This is a genomic window from Chitinophaga sp. (assembly GCF_039596135.1).
Classification (GTDB): domain Bacteria; phylum Bacteroidota; class Bacteroidia; order Chitinophagales; family Chitinophagaceae; genus Chitinophaga.
In genome coordinates this window covers 1-22,993 of sequence record NZ_JBCNKH010000097.1, presented here as the reverse complement: position 1 = coordinate 22,993, position 22,993 = coordinate 1, and the positions used below count along the sequence as shown (strand labels likewise).

General features: G+C 45.0%; 23 protein-coding genes. 16 read left to right on the top strand and 7 right to left on the bottom strand.

The genetic code is table 11. The features are described from left to right. The 4 genes from ABDW16_RS29155 to katG all read left to right on the top strand — a co-directional run. Positions 1–194 (top strand): hypothetical protein (locus tag ABDW16_RS29155; protein ID WP_343674756.1); only part of this gene is annotated, 194 nt, incomplete at its 5' end. A 244-nt stretch (positions 195–438) separates the two neighbouring features. Next, positions 439–882 (top strand): hypothetical protein, encoded by a 444-nt coding sequence (locus ABDW16_RS29150; protein WP_343674755.1) that lies wholly within the window; start codon positions 439–441, stop codon positions 880–882. 11 nt (positions 883–893) lie between these two features. After that, positions 894–1,064, top strand: a complete 171-nt coding sequence (locus ABDW16_RS29145) for a hypothetical protein (protein WP_343674754.1) — start codon at positions 894–896, stop codon at positions 1,062–1,064. Between the two features lie 292 nt (positions 1,065–1,356). Further along, entirely contained in the window at positions 1,357–3,615 is a 2,259-nt protein-coding gene (gene katG, locus ABDW16_RS29140; protein ID WP_343674752.1) for a catalase/peroxidase HPI, read from the top strand. A 62-nt stretch (positions 3,616–3,677) separates the two neighbouring features. On the opposite strand, the gene ABDW16_RS29135 is transcribed toward katG, so the two are convergent. The 6 genes from ABDW16_RS29135 to ABDW16_RS29110 form a co-directional block, all read right to left on the bottom strand. After that, positions 3,678–4,088: a cupin domain-containing protein gene (locus ABDW16_RS29135; protein ID WP_343674751.1), complete on the bottom strand. Its 411-nt coding sequence runs from the start codon at positions 4,086–4,088 to the stop codon at positions 3,678–3,680. A gap of 100 nt (positions 4,089–4,188) precedes the next feature. Then, complete coding sequence (locus ABDW16_RS29130) at positions 4,189–5,358, bottom strand: MFS transporter (RefSeq protein ID WP_343674750.1); 1,170 nt, start codon at positions 5,356–5,358, stop codon at positions 4,189–4,191. A 57-nt stretch (positions 5,359–5,415) separates the two neighbouring features. Continuing rightward, positions 5,416–6,273, bottom strand: a complete 858-nt coding sequence (locus ABDW16_RS29125) for a helix-turn-helix domain-containing protein (protein WP_343674748.1) — start codon at positions 6,271–6,273, stop codon at positions 5,416–5,418. Between the two features lie 78 nt (positions 6,274–6,351). Further along, positions 6,352–6,876 (bottom strand): TlpA disulfide reductase family protein, encoded by a 525-nt coding sequence (locus tag ABDW16_RS29120; protein ID WP_343674747.1) that lies wholly within the window; start codon positions 6,874–6,876, stop codon positions 6,352–6,354. A gap of 111 nt (positions 6,877–6,987) precedes the next feature. Further along, a complete protein-coding gene (locus ABDW16_RS29115; protein ID WP_343674746.1) occupies positions 6,988–7,521 on the bottom strand; it encodes an HD domain-containing protein in 534 nt (177 codons plus the stop codon). A 201-nt stretch (positions 7,522–7,722) separates the two neighbouring features. Then, positions 7,723–8,430 carry a Crp/Fnr family transcriptional regulator gene (locus ABDW16_RS29110; protein ID WP_343674744.1) on the bottom strand — a complete coding sequence of 236 codons (708 nt, stop codon included), beginning with the start codon at positions 8,428–8,430 and terminating at the stop codon, positions 7,723–7,725. A 127-nt stretch (positions 8,431–8,557) separates the two neighbouring features. On the opposite strand from ABDW16_RS29110, the gene ABDW16_RS29105 reads away from it, so the two are divergent. The 12 genes from ABDW16_RS29105 (at position 8,558) to ABDW16_RS29050 (ending at position 21,729) form a co-directional block, all read left to right on the top strand. Further along, positions 8,558–9,160 (top strand): methyltransferase domain-containing protein, encoded by a 603-nt coding sequence (locus ABDW16_RS29105; RefSeq protein ID WP_343674742.1) that lies wholly within the window; start codon positions 8,558–8,560, stop codon positions 9,158–9,160. Position 9,161: 1 nt separating this feature from the next. After that, a complete protein-coding gene (locus ABDW16_RS29100; protein ID WP_343674741.1) occupies positions 9,162–9,893 on the top strand; it encodes a YoaK family protein in 732 nt (243 codons plus the stop codon). A 53-nt stretch (positions 9,894–9,946) separates the two neighbouring features. Further along, positions 9,947–10,789: a chromate resistance protein ChrB domain-containing protein gene (locus tag ABDW16_RS29095; RefSeq protein ID WP_343674740.1), complete on the top strand. Its 843-nt coding sequence runs from the start codon at positions 9,947–9,949 to the stop codon at positions 10,787–10,789. A 94-nt stretch (positions 10,790–10,883) separates the two neighbouring features. After that, positions 10,884–11,327 (top strand): chromate resistance protein ChrB domain-containing protein, encoded by a 444-nt coding sequence (locus ABDW16_RS29090; protein WP_343674739.1) that lies wholly within the window; start codon positions 10,884–10,886, stop codon positions 11,325–11,327. Positions 11,328–11,341: 14 nt separating this feature from the next. Beyond that, positions 11,342–12,499 carry a chromate transporter gene (locus ABDW16_RS29085; protein ID WP_343674737.1) on the top strand — a complete coding sequence of 386 codons (1,158 nt, stop codon included), beginning with the start codon at positions 11,342–11,344 and terminating at the stop codon, positions 12,497–12,499. A gap of 21 nt (positions 12,500–12,520) precedes the next feature. Further along, positions 12,521–13,243 (top strand): superoxide dismutase, encoded by a 723-nt coding sequence (locus ABDW16_RS29080; RefSeq protein WP_343674735.1) that lies wholly within the window; start codon positions 12,521–12,523, stop codon positions 13,241–13,243. 10 nt (positions 13,244–13,253) lie between these two features. Then, positions 13,254–14,621, top strand: coding sequence for a TolC family protein (locus ABDW16_RS29075; protein WP_343674734.1), 1,368 nt, complete (start codon positions 13,254–13,256; stop codon positions 14,619–14,621). Between the two features lie 12 nt (positions 14,622–14,633). Further along, complete coding sequence (locus tag ABDW16_RS29070; protein ID WP_343674733.1) at positions 14,634–17,756, top strand: efflux RND transporter permease subunit; 3,123 nt, start codon at positions 14,634–14,636, stop codon at positions 17,754–17,756. A gap of 4 nt (positions 17,757–17,760) precedes the next feature. Next, entirely contained in the window at positions 17,761–18,828 is a 1,068-nt protein-coding gene (locus tag ABDW16_RS29065) for an efflux RND transporter periplasmic adaptor subunit (protein WP_343674731.1), read from the top strand. A gap of 156 nt (positions 18,829–18,984) precedes the next feature. Next, positions 18,985–20,175: a glycosyltransferase family 87 protein gene (locus tag ABDW16_RS29060; RefSeq protein ID WP_343674730.1), complete on the top strand. Its 1,191-nt coding sequence runs from the start codon at positions 18,985–18,987 to the stop codon at positions 20,173–20,175. Positions 20,176–20,182: 7 nt separating this feature from the next. Further along, positions 20,183–20,956, top strand: coding sequence for a glycosyltransferase family 2 protein (locus ABDW16_RS29055; RefSeq protein WP_343674728.1), 774 nt, complete (start codon positions 20,183–20,185; stop codon positions 20,954–20,956). Further along, a complete protein-coding gene (locus ABDW16_RS29050; protein WP_343674727.1) occupies positions 20,953–21,729 on the top strand; it encodes a polysaccharide deacetylase family protein in 777 nt (258 codons plus the stop codon). Before ABDW16_RS29055 ends, ABDW16_RS29050 begins: the two co-directional genes overlap by 4 nt. A 52-nt stretch (positions 21,730–21,781) precedes the next feature. On the opposite strand, the gene ABDW16_RS29045 is transcribed toward ABDW16_RS29050, so the two are convergent. Further along, positions 21,782–22,993 (bottom strand): glycoside hydrolase family 32 protein (locus ABDW16_RS29045; RefSeq protein ID WP_343674726.1); only part of this gene is annotated, 1,212 nt, incomplete at its 5' end.

The following is a 22,993-nucleotide window of genomic DNA, read 5'->3' as shown; positions in this document are numbered from 1 at the left end:
AGGTAGCAGAGAGGGATAGTTTGAACAGGGAGTTAGAGAAGCTTGTGAAGATGCGGCAGGAGTATATAGAGAAGGATTTGAAGAGCAGGAAGGCGGAGGATGTGGATAGTTCATTTACGAATAAGATTTATAAGAGTATACAGAAGCAAACGGAAAAAAAGAAGATATACCTGAAGAAGGATGCAAAATATTAGTAGGATAGATATAAGATTTGTATTTTAATTTTAGGTTTTGAAACGCCCTGAAGTTTATACTTCGGGGTTATTTTTTTTGAAAAAGGTGTAGTTTTTTTTGTTAATTTAGAATTGGAAGTCTTAACTTAGTAATAAGCGAATTAAATTTCGTTTTGTTAATCCGCATATAATTATCCCCCGCTCAAACGGCCGGCAGTACTGTGTTTGGCTATTGTTAACCTAAAATAAAACAGATACATTTGTAATGAAGACGGTGTACGTAGATACCTCCGTTTTAGGGGGATGCTTTGATCCGGAATTTGCCGGGGCAAGTCTGGCGCTATTTGATAAATTTAAAAGGGGGCAGCAAAAGATGATGTTTTCAGATGCTCTCAAAGCAGAGCTAATAGGAGCACCTGAAAGGGTAAGAAAACAGTTGATAATTGTTCCATTACGGTATCGGATCATGGTAAAAATATCGGTGAAGGCGTCTGCACTTTCAAGAGTTTATATTAAAGAAGGGGCACTAAGCAATCATGACGAGATGGATGCAATGCATATTGCGCTGGCAACACTCAATTGCGCTGATATTTTAGCCAGCTGGAACTTCAAGCATATGGCAAATAAAGACAAGGAAAAATTGTACAATTCTATTAACAAATTCATGGGGTATAGATCGCTTGAAATAAGATCTCCCCGTGAGCTCTAAAATCAAATGTTATGTCAAACGATTTCAAGGTTTTCGAATACTTACAGAAAACCAGGGCAGAATTAAGAGCAAGGTTCAATGGGGATATTGAAAAGTTGTACGCTTACCTGATGGAGGAAGGTGAAAAATATGTGGAGGAGGCAAGGGCGGAAGGTGTTACGATTATGGAAGAACAATATTGATTACAAAATCAATATTATTAGGTAAGCAGGCTGCATGAAGTCTGCTTACCTTTTTTTCTTATATGAACTTTATATTAAATCCCCCTCAAAATATCAAAATAACACCCCATTCAAAACCCATAATTTGAACAAACCAGTCCCTTTATTAGTTATTACTAGATGGTGTCATATAGATTTAAACTATTAAAATATAGAATATATTAATTGTGTTTATATCCTTAAAGCCCTAATTTTGGTATCCTACTTAAAAACAACGACACACGCATTCATTTAATACCATAAACTAAAAACAATGGGAAAAGAATCAAACGACATCAGCAAATGTCCATTCCACAATGGCAGTATGAAAAACACAGTTGCTGGTGGCGGCACCAGGAATCGCGACTGGTGGCCCGACCAACTCAAACTCAACATTCTCCGTCAACATTCGCCTTTATCCAACCCACTCGGCGATGCATTCAACTATGCCGAAGCATTTAAAAGCCTCGACCTGGAAGCTGTAAAAAAAGACCTCCATGCCCTCATGACTGACTCGCAAGACTGGTGGCCTGCCGACTTTGGCCATTACGGTCCCCTCTTCATCCGCATGGCATGGCACAGCGCAGGTACCTACCGCGTTACTGATGGTCGTGGTGGTGCCGGTTCCGGCCAGCAACGTTTTGCGCCACTCAACAGCTGGCCTGACAACGTTAGCCTGGACAAAGCCCGCAGACTGCTCTGGCCTATCAAACAAAAATATGGTAACAAGATCTCCTGGGCTGATTTAATGATCCTGACCGGTAACGTCGCTCTTGAATCCATGGGCTTTAAAACCTTTGGTTTCGCAGGTGGACGTGTGGATAAATGGGAACCGGAAGAAGACGTATACTGGGGTTCTGAAACTACCTGGCTGGGTGGCGATATCCGCTATGCACACGGTTCCGAAGGTGTAGAAGCAGACCACGGTGTGCTGGTATCAGATGATAAAGCAAATGGCGACATTCATTCCCGTTACCTCGACAAACCACTTGCTGCCGTACAGATGGGTTTGATCTATGTGAACCCTGAAGGTCCCGACGGCAATCCTGATCCTATTGCTGCAGCCAAAGACATTCGCGATACCTTTGGCCGGATGGCTATGAATGATGAAGAAACTGTCGCCCTCATCGCGGGCGGACACAGCTTCGGTAAAACCCACGGTGCAGCTCCTGCCACAAACGTAGGCAAAGAACCTGAAGCCGCAGGCATCGAAGCACAGGGCCTGGGATGGAGTAATAGTTATGGTACCGGCAAAGGCGCCGATACTATTACCAGTGGCCTGGAAGTAATATGGACAAAAACACCTACTCAATGGAGTAATAACTTCTTTGAAAACCTCTTCGGCTTTGAATGGGAACTGACCAAGAGCCCTGCAGGTGCTCACCAATGGGTAGCAAAAGATGCTGATAATATTATACCGGATGCATATGACAGTGGCAAGAAACACCGCCCTACGATGCTGACTACAGACCTTTCCTTACGGTTCGATCCGGTATATGAAAAAATATCCAGGCACTTCCTGGAAAATCCGGATGCATTTGCCGATGCATTTGCAAGAGCATGGTTCAAACTCACGCACCGTGACATGGGACCCAGAGTACTCTACCTGGGCCCCGATGCTCCGCAGGAAGAGCTGCTCTGGCAGGATCCGGTTCCGGCAGTAGATCATGAACTGGTGAATGATAACGACGTGGCTGCACTGAAAGAGCAAATACTGGCTTCCGGCCTGAGCATCTCTGAACTGGTGGCTACTGCATGGGCTTCTGCTTCTACTTTCCGTGGTTCTGATAAACGCGGTGGTGCAAATGGTGCCCGCATCCGCCTGGCACCACAGAAATACTGGAAAGTCAATAATCCGGCACAGTTGCAAAAGGTATTGGATAAACTGACTGCGATTCAGCAGGCGTTCTCTAAAAAAATCTCCATTGCAGACCTGATCGTGCTGGCTGGTGGCGCGGCTATTGAAAAAGCTGCGAAAGATGCCGGACAGGTTGTTACCGTTCCATTTACACCTGGTCGTACAGATGCCACACAGGAAAAAACAGATGTGGAATCTGTAGGATATCTTGAGCCAATGGCTGATGGGTTCCGTAACTACCGTAAATTTAAATCATCTGCGTCCACTGAATCATTATTGATTGATAAAGCACACCTGCTTACACTGACAGCTCCTGAGCTGACTGCGCTGGTGGGCGGTTTCCGTGCGTTGAATATTAACTATGACGGATCAGGTGATGGGATATTTACTACTACACCCGGTAAACTGACAAATGACTTCTTTGTGAATTTGCTGGACATGAATACGGCGTGGAAAGCAGTGTCTGCTGATCAGGAGCTTTTTGAAGGGACTGATCGTGGAACAGGAAAGGTGAAATGGACTGCTACCCGTGCAGACCTGGTATTTGGGTCTAATGCAGAATTGAGGGCGATTGCAGAGGTATATGGCAGTTCAGACGGAAAGGAAAGGTTTGTGAATGATTTTGTGAAGGCGTGGACGAAGGTGATGAATTTAGACAGATTTGATGTTAAATAAATAGTTTTGACTTATGCTAAAAGAAAGCCTCCGGAGTTCCGGAGGCTTTTGATTTTAATATTTTATTTCTTAACAGCGAGACTTTGCCCATCCCCACCCAGGTACACAACGAATAGTACTACATCTGTAGTGCCATTGTTTGTTCCCTTGTGATAGGTATCATAAGATTCTACAAAACTGGCGCCTTCTTTATATTCAGCAGGTTGATGCCCTTCTATCTCGACAGTCAGCGTACCCTGCAGCACATAAGAGAATACAGGGATCAGGTGTTTATGCCAACCTGTTGTTTCGCCGGGGGGAAAGGTGATCTTCGCCATTGTCACCTTTGCATCTTTAAACTGCGGATACACGATTTTCTGGCCGATGGAATTGACGGTTGTATCTACCAGCTTTTCGATCTTCAGTTTTCCAGCATATTGCTGTGCATTTACGGCTGTACTGATGAAAAGTAATAGTGTCAGAATGGTTCTCATTGTTTTTTGAAATTTGATGTAAATATATGCATCAAAGTATTTATTTAAATGCATTGGAGGCATTGCTGACCTTATTGTTATTGGGGGGAAAGGAGTCTTCTTAAAAAGACTCCTTTTTTTGATGACGAACAATTAACAATAAAGCCACTACACTACACACTGCTCCAAATAAAAAGACAGTATGATACCCCAGCAAACTGGCAATCAAACCAGCAACAGGCCCCGTCACTCCCAATGCCACATCAGCAAAAGCTGTGAACGCCCCCATGGCACTGCCCCGCATTTCTGGTTTTACTTTCTTCACGGCCTCCACTCCCATCGCGGGAAACATGAGCGAGAACCCAATACCAGACAACCCCACGCCTGCCAATGCCATCGACCTGGAGACTGCCATCCATAATATTAACTGGCCAGCTACCTCTATGATCAGGGAGCAAATGCCCACCACCCTGCCACCATATTTGTCAGGGAAGGATGCAAAGAATAAGCGGGTTAATATAAATGTTGCTGCAAAGACGGTATATGCCAGCGATGCCTCACCCCAGTGCATAGAAAAGAAAAACAACGTGACAAAGGATGCTGTACATCCATAGCCCACTGCTGACAATGCCAGCGAGGTACCTTGTTTCCATATAGCGCTGAGCACCTCTATGAAAGCACCTTCTTTTTTCTTTGCATGAGCAGCAATAGCAGGCAATTTAAACATAGGTAAGCTACCTATAACCGGGCATAGTATTATACCCCCAAAAGCCGCCAGAATACCCCAGCTATTGTTCATCAACTCACCTAATGGAGCACCCAGCCCAATACCACCGTATATACAAATACCTACCCAGGCCATGACCTTGCCGGTACGCGCTACGCCGGTGAGGCCAATTCCCCAGGTGAGCGCACCGGTGATCAAAAAGCTTTCACCAATACCATGAAAGCTCCTTGCAATGATTAATTGAATTAAAGCAATCAAAGGTAAATTTGTAGTTAGCCCTGCGCAGACGTATAATACCCCTGCCAGAAAAGTCCAGTAAATACCCTTCGTGACACTTGACTTAGCACCTTTGCTATCGGTGTTTTTCCCGGCCCATGACCGGCTACAGAGCGCCATGATATTTTGTGTTCCTAATACGATTCCGACGATGATATCGCCATATCCAAGTTGTCCGTGCACCAGCTGAGGTAACACACCAAAACCAATTCCCATCGTGAGAAAAGTGGCGAATACAGCCAATAGAACCGGGAATATCAGCGAAATAACTCTTTTTTGTTCCTGCATTTGTTCATTTTTCTGCAGGCAAAATTAGCGGCGAGTACCCTCACGGGTGGAGGCCGATCAATGGGGATTATTGGACAAATCATGGTTTCTGGTCCTGAACTCCAGGGCAGTCATGCCGGTATTCTTTTTGAAAAAACGGGAGAAGTAAGTATGATCTTCATAGCCTAGTTCCCAGGCAATCTGCTTTACATCCTGCGAGGTATAAAACAGCATACGCTGGGCTTCGAGTATGATTTCCTGTTGAATCCAGCTACTGGCCGGTAAGCCAGTCATATCTTTGACGACTTCATTCAGGTAAAGTGGGGTGATGTTGAGACGGGCGGCGTAATGCTGTACCTGTTTGATGGTTTTATAATGTTCCCTGATTAACTGCTTAAATTGCTTTACGATATTATAACGCTGTCCGGTACCAGGATGCCCGGCTGACTGGGATTGCATGATACAGGAAGCAGTGATGCCCAATATAGTATTGACATGGCTGGATATTACAGACCTTGACAGCGCATGATATTCCTGAGATAACAATTGGAGAAGAACCTGTGTGCCGGCAAACAAAACATTTTCTTTACTTATCGTTGCTACCTGGCGGACGTGCTCGTAGGTATCAAAGATCTCCCTGTATTGCCTGGATACAAGAGCGATATCGATAAATATAAAATAGCCGGCGATGTTTTTTGTTTGTAAATAACGGTGAACCTGGCCGGGGGTTACAATGCATAGAGCGGCCCCTTTGAATGTGATAGCCGTGAAATCTATTTCTATTTCAATCGTTCCTTTCTGCAGCAGGATGAGCATGTAGTAATCATCGCGGTGCGCGTCATTCATGCTTTCGTTGAACTTATTCATGGGGATGAAATCAACACCGAAGGTATCGAGCTCTTTTTGATGGAATACTATTTTAGATGGCTTTTTCACAGAAATAAAGGTAAATTATATTTATCGTCGTCATCCTGGCAATGATTTTGGCAATGCTGTTCAGCCTCTACCTGTCTCTCATTTACTTTCAATGAGATCAGTCAATATTTTCCTTACTTCGGGAGATGAATAGTCAAAGCCTCCATCCACGCGCCAGATAATATCCCCATATTTACCAAGAATGTCTGTGGCTGGAATCGTATGGTAGTAATACTCCCTCGGCACAGCGGTGGGAGCTGCATACACGGGCAGGCTGTACTTCTTTTTCTCCATATAGGCATTTGACTTTGGGAGATCTCCATCAATATCTACAGTTAAAAACACAATAGAATCATTGTCTTTAAAGGATTCCTTTAATGCCTGAATGGTGGGCATTTCCTGTATACAAGGCTGGCACCAGGTAGCCCAGAAGTTGATGAATACTACTTTGCCTTTGAGTGCGCTGATCGTGATCGTTTTTCCATAGGCATCTGTAAGCTTCAGGTCGGGGGTGGTGGTCGTGTCTGCATTACTTTTACCGAGTGTGGTGGAGATAAAGCAGGTGGTTTGAATTATAACCAGCACCAATACGGGCTTTATGCTATTTAATATCGTCTCATACATAGGAAAACGAAGTTAGGATTTTAATTCCAGCTGCGTGAGGGGGGATTATCTCGACTTCAGACCCGAAGCCTGTGGATTGTTTAAAATCCGGCACATAGCCTTATTGGTGGTTTAAATAAACTTTGAATTCAGGCTTTCGAGGTATTCAATATTCTGTTGTTTACCTTCAGATAAATGATCGATACAATAAGTAGTGTAAAAAGTATGTTGTTTTAGAAACCGAAGACTCATTTCAGTTTTATTAGTATACACCTTTCCTTTTCTCGCCTCCATTTCAAGCCATACGTTTTCATCCAGTTGCATAAAATCGTCTGTACCCAGGTGCCAGGTATCGGCATCGCAAATAATTTCTTCAAGGATGTTGGTGGGATGTACAGGCATTTTTGTTGCCATTATACATTGCCGGATCATCTCTTCCACGTAGGAAGGTACCCGGTTTTGCAGAAATTGGGACATCAGTTCAGCACTGTATATTTCATGTTCTTCCATTTCCCCGAATAAGTGTCCGGTATCATGAAACCATGCAGCTGTTGCTAAAATAAATTGTTTTTCAGTTTTCAGGTCATAGTAGGTAGCTAATTCCGATACATGGCCTACCACGCGCACAGTATGATCCAGGTTATGGTACATGAGGCTGGGCTGCATGTACGTAGAAAAGAGGTTACGGACGTATGATTCAACTTTGACAAGTAGCGGCTCAAAAGGCATAATCCGGGAATTTGAACGACAATATCAACCTTGATTTTGTATAAATTCTGGATTCGTTCCCCTTTTCTTTGGGACATGCCGGGTTGGTTTCAGGGAGCTGGTATATAAGGGCAGGGTTATGGCAATGATCAGGGGAATTTACTGGTAATTCGTCATCTGTACCAACGCCTTCACATTATGGATAATAATTGTTCTCCCCTGCGTTCCTACAATCCCTTCTTTTTTGAGTTCTTTTAACAAACGGACCACATTCTCCTCAGTAGTAGCTACCATACTCGCCAGGTCCTTCCGGGAAATATTAATAGATACATCGCTGGTATCATTTTCTGACTGTTTATATTTCTCTCTCAGCACGATCAGGGAAATAGCCAACCGTTCTCTGACCGAATGCCTGGCCACAATCGATAAACTGTTTGCCAGCACACTATATTCATAGCTGAGCGCGCTCAACAGGTGTTTGGACAAATTTGGCGCCCATTCCATTGCCGACAAGAAAACTTCCCTGGGAATAAATCCAATCCTGCTGTCTTCCAGTGCAGCAGCTGAGTCAGGATAAGTATTCCCTGCCAGTAAAGGGTGGTACCCCATTAGTTCCCCTTCATTGGCCACATATATAATATGTTCGTTCCCATTCCTGTCTTCCTTATATTTCTTTACCTTGCCTTCCATTATATAATAGATGCCAAAAGCAGGATTATTTTCCCGGAAGATAACCTGCCCCTTTTTGTAGGTTTGCGCTACCATATCGGCCAACAACCTTTCCATTTCTTCTGCAGAAAGGCTCTCGATAATTGACCTGGACCGGAAAATCCACTTATCTATCGGAAATATGCCTTTTAAACTCATAACATTTGGATCTAATACCTAAAGTTGATTTTTATCAACTTTTCGATTGACAACTTGCATAGTTGCAGCCACCTTAAGTTAATAATTTTGTCGAATCAATAAAGGTACAATTATTACAGGACAGCGGATGATAAGTAATACGACAAAAGAAGAGTTCTTTTCGACCAATAAGAATTTCGATCAATTATACCCACCTCCTATCCGTAGATTATCTAATTTGCATTGGACACCCATAGAAGTCGCCCAAAAAGCGGCCCACTTTCTGGCTGCCACACCCGGCGCAAGCATCCTGGATATCGGCTCTGGTGTAGGGAAATTTTGCCTGAATGCAGGGTATTATTCAGCCGAATGCAATTTTTTTGGTGTGGAGCAAAGGAGTTCCCTGGTGGCCATAGCGAACCAGGTGCAACAGCAACTGGGTATTACCAATGCCTCGTTCATTCACGGAAATTTCACACAGCTGGATTTTTCGGCTTTTGACCATTTTTATTTTTATAATCCCTTTTACGAAAACCTGGTAGACGAAAGTTTGCATATAGATGACAGCATAGCCCACTCAGAAAGTTTGTATGATTATTATGCAACTAATCTATATACGCTTCTTGCCACCAGGCCACCCGGCACCCGCCTGGCTACTTACCAGAGTTCGCATACCCGAATACCATCCTCGTATCAACTGGTTTCAACCGACGTAGACACGCTATTTAGTTGCTGGATCAAAATAACATGAAATGTTCAGACATCTTGGACAAAAACGGAGCTTTAAGCATAATATCCGGCTGGCTGTCCTACTCTGCTTAACAGCAGGTTTTGTCAACGCCTCAGGCTTTTTAGGATTTTCGGTACTTACCACCAATATTACAGGACATGCTGCTTTACTGGCTGTAAAGCTGACGGAAGGAGATCTGCGCGCCGTACGGATGGTTACGCTATGGCTCATATTGTTTCTGTCGGGAGCCTTTTGTTCCAGCCTGTATATTTCAAAAGCGGGAAGAGATAAACCGCACTCGTATACTGTTCCAATTATGGTAGAAATAGTGATACTTTGCCTGGTTGGTTATTTTGGATATACCTTTGATAATAGTGTGGTGAAGACTGAATATTTTGCCGGTAGTTTGCTGTTTGCCATGGGTATGCAGAATGCGCTGGTATCGGTAGTATCTGGTTCGGTAGTAAGGACTACTCATCTTACCGGCATGTTTACAGACCTGGGCATTGATCTGGCTGCAGCATTGTCGAAATACCCTGCCACCCTGCACAAAAGGATCGTGCTGAGATGTATAATTATTATATTCTTTCTGCTGGGGGGAGTGATTGGGGGTTTTGCGTTTGTTAAATTCCGGTTTCATAGTTTTTATATCGCAGCAGGTATATTGATAATAGCGATGTTCTACGATTTTTTCAGGGTCAATTTCAAGCTGATGGTTTCGAAAGTCAGGAAAAACATTTCATCTGCTGAATGATGCTGTTTGGCAAAACAGTGTATTTTTGGATTTTTGAATCCAATTACACAGGTATGAAATGGATCACCAGAGAGCGTCCAAAAATTGACCGGCTTGCATGTCCATGGCTTATTAAACGTTTTGTAGACCAGGATGCAGCGTTTATTTATGTGCCATTTAACGAGGTGATTGATAAAGCGAAGGAACTGGATGCAATTCCATTTGATATCGCAGGCGTTGAATATACCCATTATGATGACTACTGCACCTTCGACTACATAATTAAAAGACATAATATAGAAGATCCGGCTGTACATGTAATGGCGCCAATAGTGAGAGGGGCTGATACTGACAGGCATGACCTGGCCGCACAGGCTTCGGGGCTTTGGGCCATATCTGCCGGTATGGCGCATGATGAACCCGACGATTATAAGCTATTGGAGAAAGGAATGCTACTATATGACTCCTTATATAGCTGGGCAAAATACCTGCAGCATGTGAAGCATACACAACAGCCCTTTGAAAGTCAATTGCTGGAGATCTTTAAACAATACCTGCAGCATGAAAAAGACAGCAAAAAGGTGCCAAAATGGGCAAAGGAGCTTAAAGAGATCATCCAGGACCAGATTGATACTAACCTTAACCTCAGTCTCAAGGGACTGTCAGCAACGTTAGAGGTGCATCCTGCATATTTATCCCGCGAGTTCTCCAAATATTTTGACGATCTTTCATTTGGTGACTATATCCGTAAATTACGGATCGACAAGGCTATACAACTATTGACGAATACAGATCATTCACTGACAGAAGTGGCATATCTCACAGGTTTTTCCGATCAAAGTCACTTTGCCCGGATCTTTAAAAAATTTACTGGTAAAAATCCTTCCGCGTACAGAAAGCAAATAATTAAAAAATAATTGCCCCAAAAGTAAAATTCAGACTAAACCTTAGTTTCCGTTCTATTTTTTAGCCTTTCATTGTCAGAATTTGCAATATCAAATATATACTGCAATGAAATGGATTACCCGTGAACATCCTAAAATTGACCGTATTGCCTGTCCATGGCTGATTGAAAGGTTTATTGATGGAAACGCGGAGATTATTTTTGTACCCGCGGCTGATGTGTTGCAAAAATCAAAGGAATACAATGCTATTCCATTTGATATTGCAGATGTTGAGTATACCCATGAGGGTAATTTATGCACTTTTGACTACTTTCTAAAGAAGCATTCTCTACAGGACCCGGCCCTTCATTTACTGGCAACGATTGTGCGTGCTGCCGATACTGACCATTTTGAACTGGCGCCCCAGGCTGCCGGGTTATGGGCCATATCTGCAGGTTTGTCGTATAATTTTACAGATGATCACCAGCTCCTGGAGGTTGGCAAAAAGGTGTATGATGCCTTGTATAGCTGGGCGAAATACAGACAGTCTGAAAAGCATTCCTGGGCCTGATATACTCATCGCAAATGACAAACAGCAATAACACAACTGCGACCTATTCCCTGCGCGATCTTATCCTCTATTTTCTGAAGCTTGGAAGTTTGGGATTTGGTGGCCCCGTAGCGCTTACTGGCTATATGCACCGTGACCTGGTAGAAAAACGGAATTGGATCAGTGAAGAAGATTATAAGGAAGGGCTTGCGCTGGCACAGCTTGCCCCCGGCCCGCTGGCTGCCCAGCTTGGAATCTATATGGGTTACGTGCATTATGGGGTAGCCGGGGCAACCCTGGCAGGTCTTGCGTTTGTGCTGCCCTCGTTCCTCATTGTTGTGGCGCTTGGTTATATCTACATCACCTGGGAGGGAATCCCCCTTATGCAGTCTGTCTTTTATGGCGTAGCCGCTGCTGTTATCGGCATTATTGCTATGAGCGCCTACAAGTTGACTAAAAAATCGATTGCAAATGATAAAATCCTGATTAGCATTTACCTGGTCGTAGTAGCTTATACTGTGTGGAAGGAATCAGAAGAAATACTCCTGTTTCTGGGAGCAGGAATTATATACTGGCTGCTAAAAGCGCCTCCTCAAAAGATATCCTTTTCAAAAAACGTTATTAAATCTTTTTCTGTTCCCTTACTGCTCAATACCTCCGTTCAGACTTCCGGCAAAACACTGGGGCAAATACTGCTTTATTTTACCAAAGCCGGTGCTATGGTATTTGGAAGCGGGCTGGCCATTGTACCATTCCTGTACGGAGGGGTTGTGAAAGAATATGGATGGTTGAATGAGCAGGAATTTATGGATGCGGTTGCCGTGGCAATGATCACCCCGGGTCCGGTAGTAATTACGGTCGGTTTTATCGGCTTTCTGGTAGCCGGGTTTCCGGGAGCCTGTGTTGCTGCATTTGCAACTTTTTTCCCAAGCTACCTGTTTACAATCCTGCCGGCACCTTATTTCAGAAAGTATGGGAAGCATCGCGGTATAAAGGCATTCGTAGATGGAGTAACGGCAGCGGCTATCGGAGCCATCTCAGGAGCTGTTATTGTATTGGGAAAAAGATCACTGATAGATCTTAATACCATCGGTATTGCCTTGCTCGCCGCTTTGGTATTATGGCGGTTTAAGAAAGTACCTGAACCCGTCATCATACTTGTAGCAGCATTGGCTGGTATTTTATTAAGATAGATCACCAATAAATCAAAGTATATGAACAGAATGCAATTCCTTCAAAGTGGGCTGCTAATAGGCGGAGCCGGTATCTTAAATTCAAACAGCGTGCTGGCTCAAAGTATAGAAGAAAGTAACCTGGATAAGCTGACAGATGAACAAGGCAATTTTGTCCTGAATGGATTGCCGTATGCTGAATCTTTCCTGGAACCATATATGGATGCAGAAACCCTGCACTTACATCATCAATTCCATCATGGTGGTGCTGTGAAAGGGGCCAACAATGATATTAAGATGATCAAAAAGGCCGTTGATGAAAATAGTCTTGATACAGTTGATTTCTATACGAAAAAACTATCTTATCATTTCGGTAGTCACCTGCTGCACACCATCTTCTGGACAAATCTGGCAAACAGGAAATCTGATCCCCGGGGAGAACTGTTAAAGATGATCGAAAAAAGTTTTGGCTCTTTTGACAGGTTTAAAGGATATATCGCCGAATCAGCAAAAAATATAGATGGAAATGGATGGGGAATTTTAGCCTACCAGCCTTATTCCCGCTCACTGACAATTATGCAGTGTGAGAACCATGAAAAATTGCAGCAATGGGGAGCTGTTCCTATCCTTGTGATTGATGTATGGGAACATGCTTATTACTTAAAGTACAAAAACAAACGCCAGGATTTTGTAGATACCCTTTTCAATATTATTAACTGGGATAATGTTGCAGACCGGCTAAGCAAAGCACAAAAGTTATCATAAGCGTTTACGAATGAATAAGATCGTCATTTCTGTTTGTTTGCTGATCCAGCCTCTTTATACTTCTGCGCAGCAAAGATCGGTTAGTATTAAGGAGGCTCTTGCAATGGTTGCTAATTCTCAACCGCAGGTGGAAGCATATGAACATCGGTCTCAGGCAGCCAGCTATGGAGTAAAGATGGCCAGGAATTCACTCATGCCGGAACTGGTAGCTGGCTACCAGGCCGGATATGCCACTTACAATAACATTACCGGTATGAGTTATCCGGGATTTATTCTGCCTATCAGTGGTCCGCCATCTTCAGGGAATGTATATGACCCTGTGGCAGGTAGTGCTGTAGGGGCCATCGTTAAGTGGAACCCGCTCACCTTCGGTCAGCGACAAGCAGCTGTCGAAAAAGCTACTATGCAGTTCAAACTGGCTGGCAGTTCAGCGAATGAAGCTATTTTCCGGCAGCAATACCTTGTCATTCTGACCTATCTCGATGCTGTTTACCTCCAAAAGCTACTTCAAAGTTATCAGTCCAATATTGACCGCACCCGTGTGGGGCTGGAACAATCGCTGGTGTTTGCAAAGGAAGGATTGCGCCCGGGTATTGACACTATACAATTCCGGTCAGTACTTGCCCAAACCCAGACGGATCTTCTGACTGCACAGCAGCAATACTACAGGCAGCTGGCAGAACTGCTACGCCTTACAGCAATGGCCGGAAAACCGGATGAGGTGTTGCTGACAGATACCTTACTCATCAGTCAGCAGCCCACAGGTGTGGCTGTTATGGATACTATTACTGCTCACCCTCTTTTTCAATATTACCAGGCAAAGAGAGACCTGAGTGAAGCTGCACTAAAGGAAGTGCAACGTAGCTGGCGGCCCAAACTCGATATATGGGCCAATGCCTATGCCAGGGGATCGGGGGTAGCGGCCGATGGCAGCGTTCATTCGGCAGATGGCTGGTCATTGACACGCAGGAACTATGGTGCAGGTATTCAGCTAAGTTTTCCAATTCTGCAATTCTCCCAGGTGAACCTGCAAAAACAGCAATACCGCTCACTACTAAAAGCGGATGAGGCACAGCTGAAACAGGTAACACTCGATCTGCAAACACAGCAGGAGACTGCACAATTTAATTATAACCAAAGTCTGGAAATAGCAAAACAGTCCCTCGTTCAGTCAGCCGCCGCCAGATTTGCGTTTGACGGGCTTAAACTTAGTTATCAGAGTGGGTTGACTGACTTTACCAGGCTTATCCAGGGACAATATGATTTGCTGAAGGCAGAAACGGCGGAAGCTGATGCCGCCATACGCGTATGGCGTTCATTACTGGAATTGGCTGTGGCCAATGGAAACCTGGAGCTATTTATTACAAAACTCAAATAACGCCGCTTCTTTATGAAATTGATCATATCGGCATTACGGCATCCCGTTACTATTCTGGTAGCTGTGATTGCTATCCTGTTTTTTTCTTACCTCTCTGTCCACAATGCCAAAGTGGATATATTTCCCCGCCTGGGACTGCCGGTGGTATATGTCGCCCAGCCTTATGGCGGCTTATCGCCGGAACAGGTGGAAGGATTTGTGACATCGTATTATGAATACCACTTTCTTTATATCACAGGCGTTAAATATGTGGACTCAAAAAGTGTTCAGGGAGCTTCCATCATCAAGATAGAGTTTAATGAAGGTACCGATATGAGTCAGGCAATGGCGGAAGTGGTGGGATATGTAAACAGGTCAAGAGCATTTATGCCTCCGGGAACGGTTCCCCCGTTTATTACACGGTTTGATGCGGGTAGTGTGCCTGTGGGGCAACTTGTATTCAGTTCGGAGAGCAGATCGCTGGGGGAAATTTCAGATCTGGCGCTTTTCCGGGTACGGCCTATGTTTTCTACGCTTCCCGGTGTTTCGGCGCCCCCACCATTTGGAGGTAATCAAAAAACGGTATTGATTACCGTTGATCCTGACAAACTACGGGGACATAATCTCTCACCTGACCAGGTAGTGCAGGCTATCGCAAAATTTAATACCATCGCTCCTGCCGGTAACATCAGGATCAGGGATACTACTTACATCACGCCTCAAAACAGTGTGATCGAAACCCTGCAGGACCTGCAGAATATACCATTGCAACTGGGAGCAGGACCAGCGGTGTACATAAAAGACATCGCCAATGTAAGCCTTGGTGCAGATGTTACCACCAGTTATGCCCTGATCAATGGCAAGCGGTCTGTGTACATCCCGGTTACCAAAAGAGCAGATGCTTCTACCTGGGATGTAGTGCAGCGGGTAAAGGCCGCCTTACCTGATATGCAGGCTGCTGTTCCCCCGGATATTCATGTGACTTATGCCTTCGACCAGTCGGGATATGTGATCAATTCATTGAGAAGCCTGTTGTTCGAAGGTGGATTAGGCGCTATACTAACGGGACTGATGGTACTATTATTTCTTGGAGACCGGAGGAGTGCACTGATCGTTATCATGACCATTCCGCTTGCACTGCTTACCTCGGTCACACTATTATACCTTACGGGACAAACGATCAATATTATGACCCTTGGTGGGCTGGCACTGTCCGTAGGTATCCTGGTGGATGAGGCCACGGTGACGGTTGAAAATATTCACCGCCATATGGAAGCCGGTAAAAGTAAAGCACGTGCGATAGCAGATGCCAGCAAAGAAATAGCGGCACCCAAACTGTTAATACTGCTTAGCATTCTGGCGGTATTCATCCCTTCGCTGTTCATGAATGGTATACCCAGGGCCATGTTCCTGCCATTATCACTAGCAGTGGGCTTTGCAATGATCGCCTCATTCCTGCTCTCACAAACCTTTGTACCCGTAGTCTCCAACTGGCTGCTCAATGAACATCTGAAGGGGCAGCAAAAGGGATTTTATAACAGGCTGCAACAACGTTATTCGTCCGCAGGACAACGCTGGCAGTCGCATTTCAATATAACGGCGATCCTGTTTTGGGTCGTTTCATGCGGCCTGATGGTGTTATTGTATGTATTGAGTGGTACAGCACTTTTTCCCCAGACAGATAGCGGGCAGGCACAGGTAAGGCTACGCCTGCCTGTAGGCAGTCGCTTTGAACGTACAGAGGATGCTACTAAAAAACTTTTGCAGATAGCTGATAGCCTGGCAGGTAAGGGAAACACAGCAATCACTTCTGCATTTATCGGTACGCAGCCATCCAGCTTTCCGGTAAACTATATTCATTTATGGACCAGCGGTCCACATGAGGCAGTGATTAAAATAAAATTAAAGAAAGGGGTTATTCCGATTGCCGATTTTAAAGAACAACTACGCGGTGTGGTGGCAAGAGAAATGCCCAATGTAAAAATCTCATTTGAGCCGGGCGATATTGTGGAACAGGTATTAAATCTTGGGAGCAATAATCCTGTGGAAATAGCAGTGGTGAACCGTAATCTTGCGGAAGGCAGAAAAACGGCGGCAGCACTCGTTCAAAAATTACAGGCCATCCCATCCCTTCGTGACCTGCAGATAGCAACGCCGCTTGATTATCCAACTATCAGCCTGGAAGTAGACCGTGTGAAAGCCGGGCAGTTAGGCATTAGTGGGGAGCAGGCTGCACGTTCCATTTCCGTTGCCACCTCTTCAAGCCGTTTTACCACACCTAATTACTGGCTGGATAAATCGACCGGAACTGCCTACCAGGTACAGGTTCAATATCCCGAATACCGAATGAACAGTATGCAGGCACTTGAAGCCATTCCACTATCCGGCGGTGTTGGAAACACACATTACCTGAGCGAAGTGGCTACATGGAAACGTACACTGTCAGCCGGGGAATATGACCGGTTAAATCAGCAGCGATATGTGACCATTACTGCCAATGTACATAAACAAGACCTGGGCAATGTATTTAAACGGGTAAACAAGGCGATTGCCAGCATGAATGATGCAAAGATTATCCTGAAGGGGCAACCCGTACTGCTGGAACAAACACAGACAAGCCTGCAATTCGGATTGCTGGTAGCGGTCATCGTTATTTTCCTGTTGATGATGGTGTATTTTCAATCATTCCGGATAGCGTTGGCTACATTGTCAGTTATTCCCGCAGTAGTAGCAGGGGCTTTACTTTTCCTTTTTATCACCGGTCATTCACTCAACATCCAGTCTTATATGGGAACTATTATGGCTGTAGGCGTAGCCATTGCGAATGCAGTGCTCTTTGTTACAAATGCAGAGCAAAACAGAAAACTACACCTGCCATCAGGACACATGAAGGCAGCCGAAGCACGGTTGCGACCAATCCTCATGACAAGTGCGGCAATGACGGCGGGAATGATACCCATGGCTTTGGGATTATCTGATGGTGGGGATCAGACAGCTCCCCTGGCCATTGCAGTGATCGGAGGGCTTATATTTTCTGCTATAAGTGTGTTGTTTTTCCTTCCCCATGTTTACCAGTATATTATCGGAAGAAAGACCTATGTGTCTGTTTCTCTTGATCCTGATGACGCTAACAGTGCAAACTATGACAAACATTAACAATATGCGATTCGCTTTAGCAAGTTTATTGGTGCTATTAGCCGCTTGTTCAAATACAGAAAAAACGCCGGCAACCGAGGTAAAAGATACAGTACCTGTATTTATCCTTCGGCAGGACACGGTTAAAAAAACGGTGGAATTGCCGTCGGAACTGCTGCCGTATGAAAATGCCCTATTATTTGCCAAGGTACAGGGATTTGTACGTACCATGAAAGTAGACCTTGGTGATCGTGTCAAAAAAGGGCAGACACTTGCCATTATTGAAGCCCCTGAAATAAACAGCCGGTTTGCCGAATCGGAGGCAGCATTACAGTCTGCCAAAGCCAGATGGACATCCAGCAAGGATAATTACGAAAGACTATTACGTGCTTCCCAGGCAAAGACACCGGGTATAGTTGCACCGGTGGACCTGGAAAGAAGCCACAACCAGATGCTTGCCGATAGTTCCACATACATAGCAACGAGCAAACAGTCGCAGGCTTACAAAGAGGTGTCAGGATATTTGTATATCACCGCGCCGTTTGATGGAGTGATTACTGCGCGCAATGCTGATCCCGGTGCCCTGGTGGGACCAAATGCTGCATTGCTCACTGTACAAAACAACAATATACTACGGTTGCGTGCAGCAGTACCTGAGATCTACACAGCTGCTGCCAGTATTGCTAACGAAACAGACTTTAGGATAGATGCATATCCTACACAACGTTTTAAAGCAGTGCTCACCCGCCGGTCCTCTACAATCGATCCCAATACCCGTACCGAATTGTGGGAGTTTGAGGTTAACAATAAAGATCATCAGCTTAAGGCCGGATCATTTGCCTATATTAAGATTGGACTGCAACGTGGATCCGCTTCTTTTGTTGTACCGTTTACGGCTATTGCTACTACCCAGGAAAGAAAATTCGTTGTCCGGGTCAAAAACGGTGCGGTAGAATGGGTGGATGTTCGTCAGGGCATGACGGTGGATGCCGGGATAGAAGTGTTCGGTAATATACAGGCGGGAGATACATTACTGAGAAAGGCTAGTGATGAAAGGAAGCCCGGCAGCACAGGATTTTGGATAATAAAATAACAGAAAGCAGAATTTTTATAGGGCTCCTGAAAGATATGTGGTAACGACCTTAAAAAGGGCTTAAATTTCCCTTAACCATAATTCTCATTGTAACATTATCCCTAACTATGCGCTATATACTGTAAATATTTTTCAGGGGATACCTATATTCTGTATATGACACTATCAGCAGTACCTGCTGCCGGCACCGTATGCCGCAGTAAAACCGGGGGATGGTTAAAGCATCCGGCGTTCATTGCCGCAATATATTTTGTTGCCACCATTATATTATACATCCAGGCGATTAGCACAGGTCGTTATAACAATTTCATCATTTTCCGCTCTTCGTTTTATCACCTCATACATGGATTACCGTTATATAAGATATATCCTGCGGAATACTTTGATTATTTCCTGTATCATCCATCCTTCCCGGTATTGTTTGCCCCTTTTGCCCTATTGCCCAAAGAGGTTGGGCTGCTGGGCTGGATGCTGGCCAGTACTGCCATTTTCCTTTATATGATTCGGCAACTACCCTTTGCAGACAATATTAAATATATTATTGCCTGGTTCCTGCTCATTGAATTAAGTAACGCCATACAATCCGAACAAACCAACCCTGCCATGGCAGCACTTATGGTACTGACAGTGGTAAATCTTGAACGGCAACAGTCTATGCGCGCCGCCCTGTTCACAGCTTTGTGCTTTTTCATAAAGGGATATGGCGCCATTACGGGCCTGGCCTTCCTGTTCTTTCCACGAAAAGGTGCATTTATTGGCTGGGGCCTGGTATGGTTCATAGCCGGTTCCTCCCTCCCACTGCTCTTCATCTCTCCGCAGTTACTCTGGCAGCACTATGCTGATTGGTTCCATTTGCTCACAAGCAGCACCATTAAAGAGGATGGCTCCCTGCTGGGAATGTTGCATGGAATGCTGGGCCTACATACAACAACCAGTGAACTGTTCGACAAGATAGCATTACTGCTGGCAGTGGCAATGCTGCTTCACGTATTGATATGCGGGTTGGTAAAGCGGGTACGGGGATTTTCCTGGATGCTGCCTGCCTACCTGCTGATATGGATCGTGGTCTTTAATCAAAGTACAGAATCCCCCACATATATTATGGCCGTAACCGGCGTGGCCATTGGCTGTTATGCCATGCCTTTATCCCCAACCTGGCGCAATGGCCTGTTATGGTTCACGCTAGTAGTAGTATCCCTTTCACCAACCGACCTGGTACCGAAATTCATTAATCAATATGCCATTGCCTGGCATATCAAAGCATTGCCCTGTACTGTAGTACTACTTTTTTTACAGGCATGCATAGGGGGATGGAGAAATTCCAGCGTTACTGTTTACAATAAATAACCTATATATGTCTGTACAACCTTTGGTAACAGTTGCAACTGATTATTCAAGGCCAGAAAAAGTATTGATCTTAACCACTGGTCTTGATCTGATCCTGCCCTGTTACAATCCTCCCGAAAATTGGGTGGGCACATTGCTGCAACACTATGAAGAAATGCAGCGTATACTGGCGCCGGCACCGGTACAGCTTATACTTGTAAATGATGGATCTACACGCAACTTTGAAATGGAGCATATCCAGCACCTCCAATCGGCTATCCCGGACATTATCATTATCAGCTACCCTAAGAATCGTGGAAAGGGACATGCCGTACGGGAAGGGTCTAAACAAGGGCGCTTCGACTACCAGGTATATACGGACCTGGATTTCCCTTTTGGGGTGGCCATTATAAAAAGGGTATACGAGCAGTTGCTAAAGGGAACGGATGTAGTAGCGGGAGTACGGGGAGCGGCATACCTGGAGTTGCTGCCGGTAAGACGGAAAGTGATCACACAGGTAAGCCGGTATATAAACCATTTTCTGCTACGCCTGAAGATAAACGACGCACAAGCTGGTCTGAAAGGGTTTAACCGAAATGGGCGCCGCATATTGCTATCTACTCATATAGACGGTTTTTTGTATGATAGCGAATTTATTTACAAGGCAGGCCAGGACCCGGTGATCACCATGGAATCTCTGGATATAACCTGCCGCCCCGGCATCAGTTTTTCATCCTTCAGACTAAAGCTGTTGCTACAGGAGCTGCAGAACTATATAAGTATTTTAAAAAACAACTCATGAGTAAGGCCAACAGGCTGCTGATAAGCGTAGATGTAGAAGAATTTGATATTCCCCTGGAATTTGGCGGGCAGGTGCCCCTGCAGGAACAACTGTCTGTTTCTCACCATGGCCTGATGACGGTACTGGACCTGTTTGAGCGGTATCAGGTACGGGCCACCTTCTTTGTAACTGCTTACTGGGCGCAACACTACCCCGAGCTGGTGCGCCAGCTGGCAGTGCGGCATGAAGTAGCATCGCATGCCTATTACCATAGTAAGTATGCACCGGAACACCTGGAAAGCTCCAGGCTGGCTTTGCTGGCTATTACAGGCAAACCTGTAAATGGTTTTCGTATGCCCCGCCTCAAACCCGTTAGCATAGCATCATTGAAATGTGCCGGCTACCTGTACGACGCTTCCCTAAACCCTACCTGGCTACCCGGACGTTATAATAACTGGGACAAACCAAGAACACCCTTCCGGGAGAATGACTTCTGGATAATACCATCCTCTGTTTCCCCCCTGTGCCGCTATCCCGTTTTCTGGCTTAGTATTAAGAACATGCCTGATTTAGTTACCCGGCATTTCAGCAATACTATCCTAAAAAAAGATCGTATGCTTTCCTGCTACTTCCATCCCTGGGAGCTGGCTGACCTTAACAACTATACACTGCCAGGTTATATTCGCCGTGTTTCGGGCAACAAAATGCAGCATCGGCTAAACAGTTTCCTGCGGTACCTGCAGCAGAAAGGAGAATTCTGTACACATAGTGAATGGATCAGGGAACAGGCGTAGGATTAAACGCGTAGGGGTGCCTCATTTTTTTATGAGGCACCCCATTTGCATGCTATCTAAGGCCCTGATAAGACAGCTTACTAAATTTAGCTCCACCTGTAATTGTTATATCCGTATAGCTTTTACCTGGGAAAAAAATGCCCGTCATAACGGATAATCCCCCATCGGCGAATAATTCAGCTGATGCATCATCGATAATCAATGTCAGGTTCATCGCATCTCCATGTGTAAACCGGGGTGCGGTATGCCTGGCGGCGAATCCTTTTTCAAAAGCTGTAACTCCTGACTTTGTCCTGTCAATAAAATATTCTTGCTTACTCTTATCATAGCCTATTACGGTCTGCTCACCCAAATCGTTTGAAAGGGTTATAGCAAATGATTCCGCCTTAGCCAGTGAGCAACTTAATTTCGCCGGACCAACCAGTTTTCCTTTTTTTGAAGTAAGCCGGTAGCTAATAGTTTGATTCAATTCCTTCACAGGTTCAGAAGCAACCCGGTAACCCTGTTCAGTCTTCACCAGTTTTAGTTCTCTTGCGATGGTGGTAGCACCGCGCCAATTGCTGGTGGGAACAACATTCGCATACTGCCAGTTGGTCATCCAGCCTAAAAATATCCTGCGGCTCCCGGTATTGGACCAGGTAATACCTGCATATTCATCCGGGCCATAATCCAGCCATTTGGTGTCTTTTTGATCTGTCTTAAACGTGTGCCCGTCAAAGCTGCCGGTAAAGTATTGTGTGGCAGAGCCACCGTTGGGGCCACCGGGGTTAATATTTACAATTAACACCCATACCTGTTGCCCTTTATCATTTAAAGGAAAAAGATCAGGGCACTCCCATACGCCACCATGTGCTCCCAGACCCGCTCCAAACTGGCTTTCCTCTTTCCAGTGCTTCAGATCTGGGGAAGAATAAAATGTAATATGATCTTTCGTGGCAAGCGTCATAATCCATTTTTTGCCAGCATCGTACCAGGACACTTTGGGATCGCGAAAATCGCGGATACCTGGATTTAATAATACCGGGTTATCCTTATATTTTGTCCAGGTGGTTCCTTCATCCAGGCTATACGCAATGCTTTGGTACTGGAACTTATCGCCGCCTGCCCCTTCCAGGGTATGATTGTGGTTGGTATAAATTGCTACCATCGCATTTTTACCAAATCCTGCCGTGTTATTTACATCTATTACGGCACTGCCTGAAAAAATGGTTCCCAGAGAATCGGGGTACAAGGCTATAGGCAGTTCTTTCCAGTGTACCAGGTC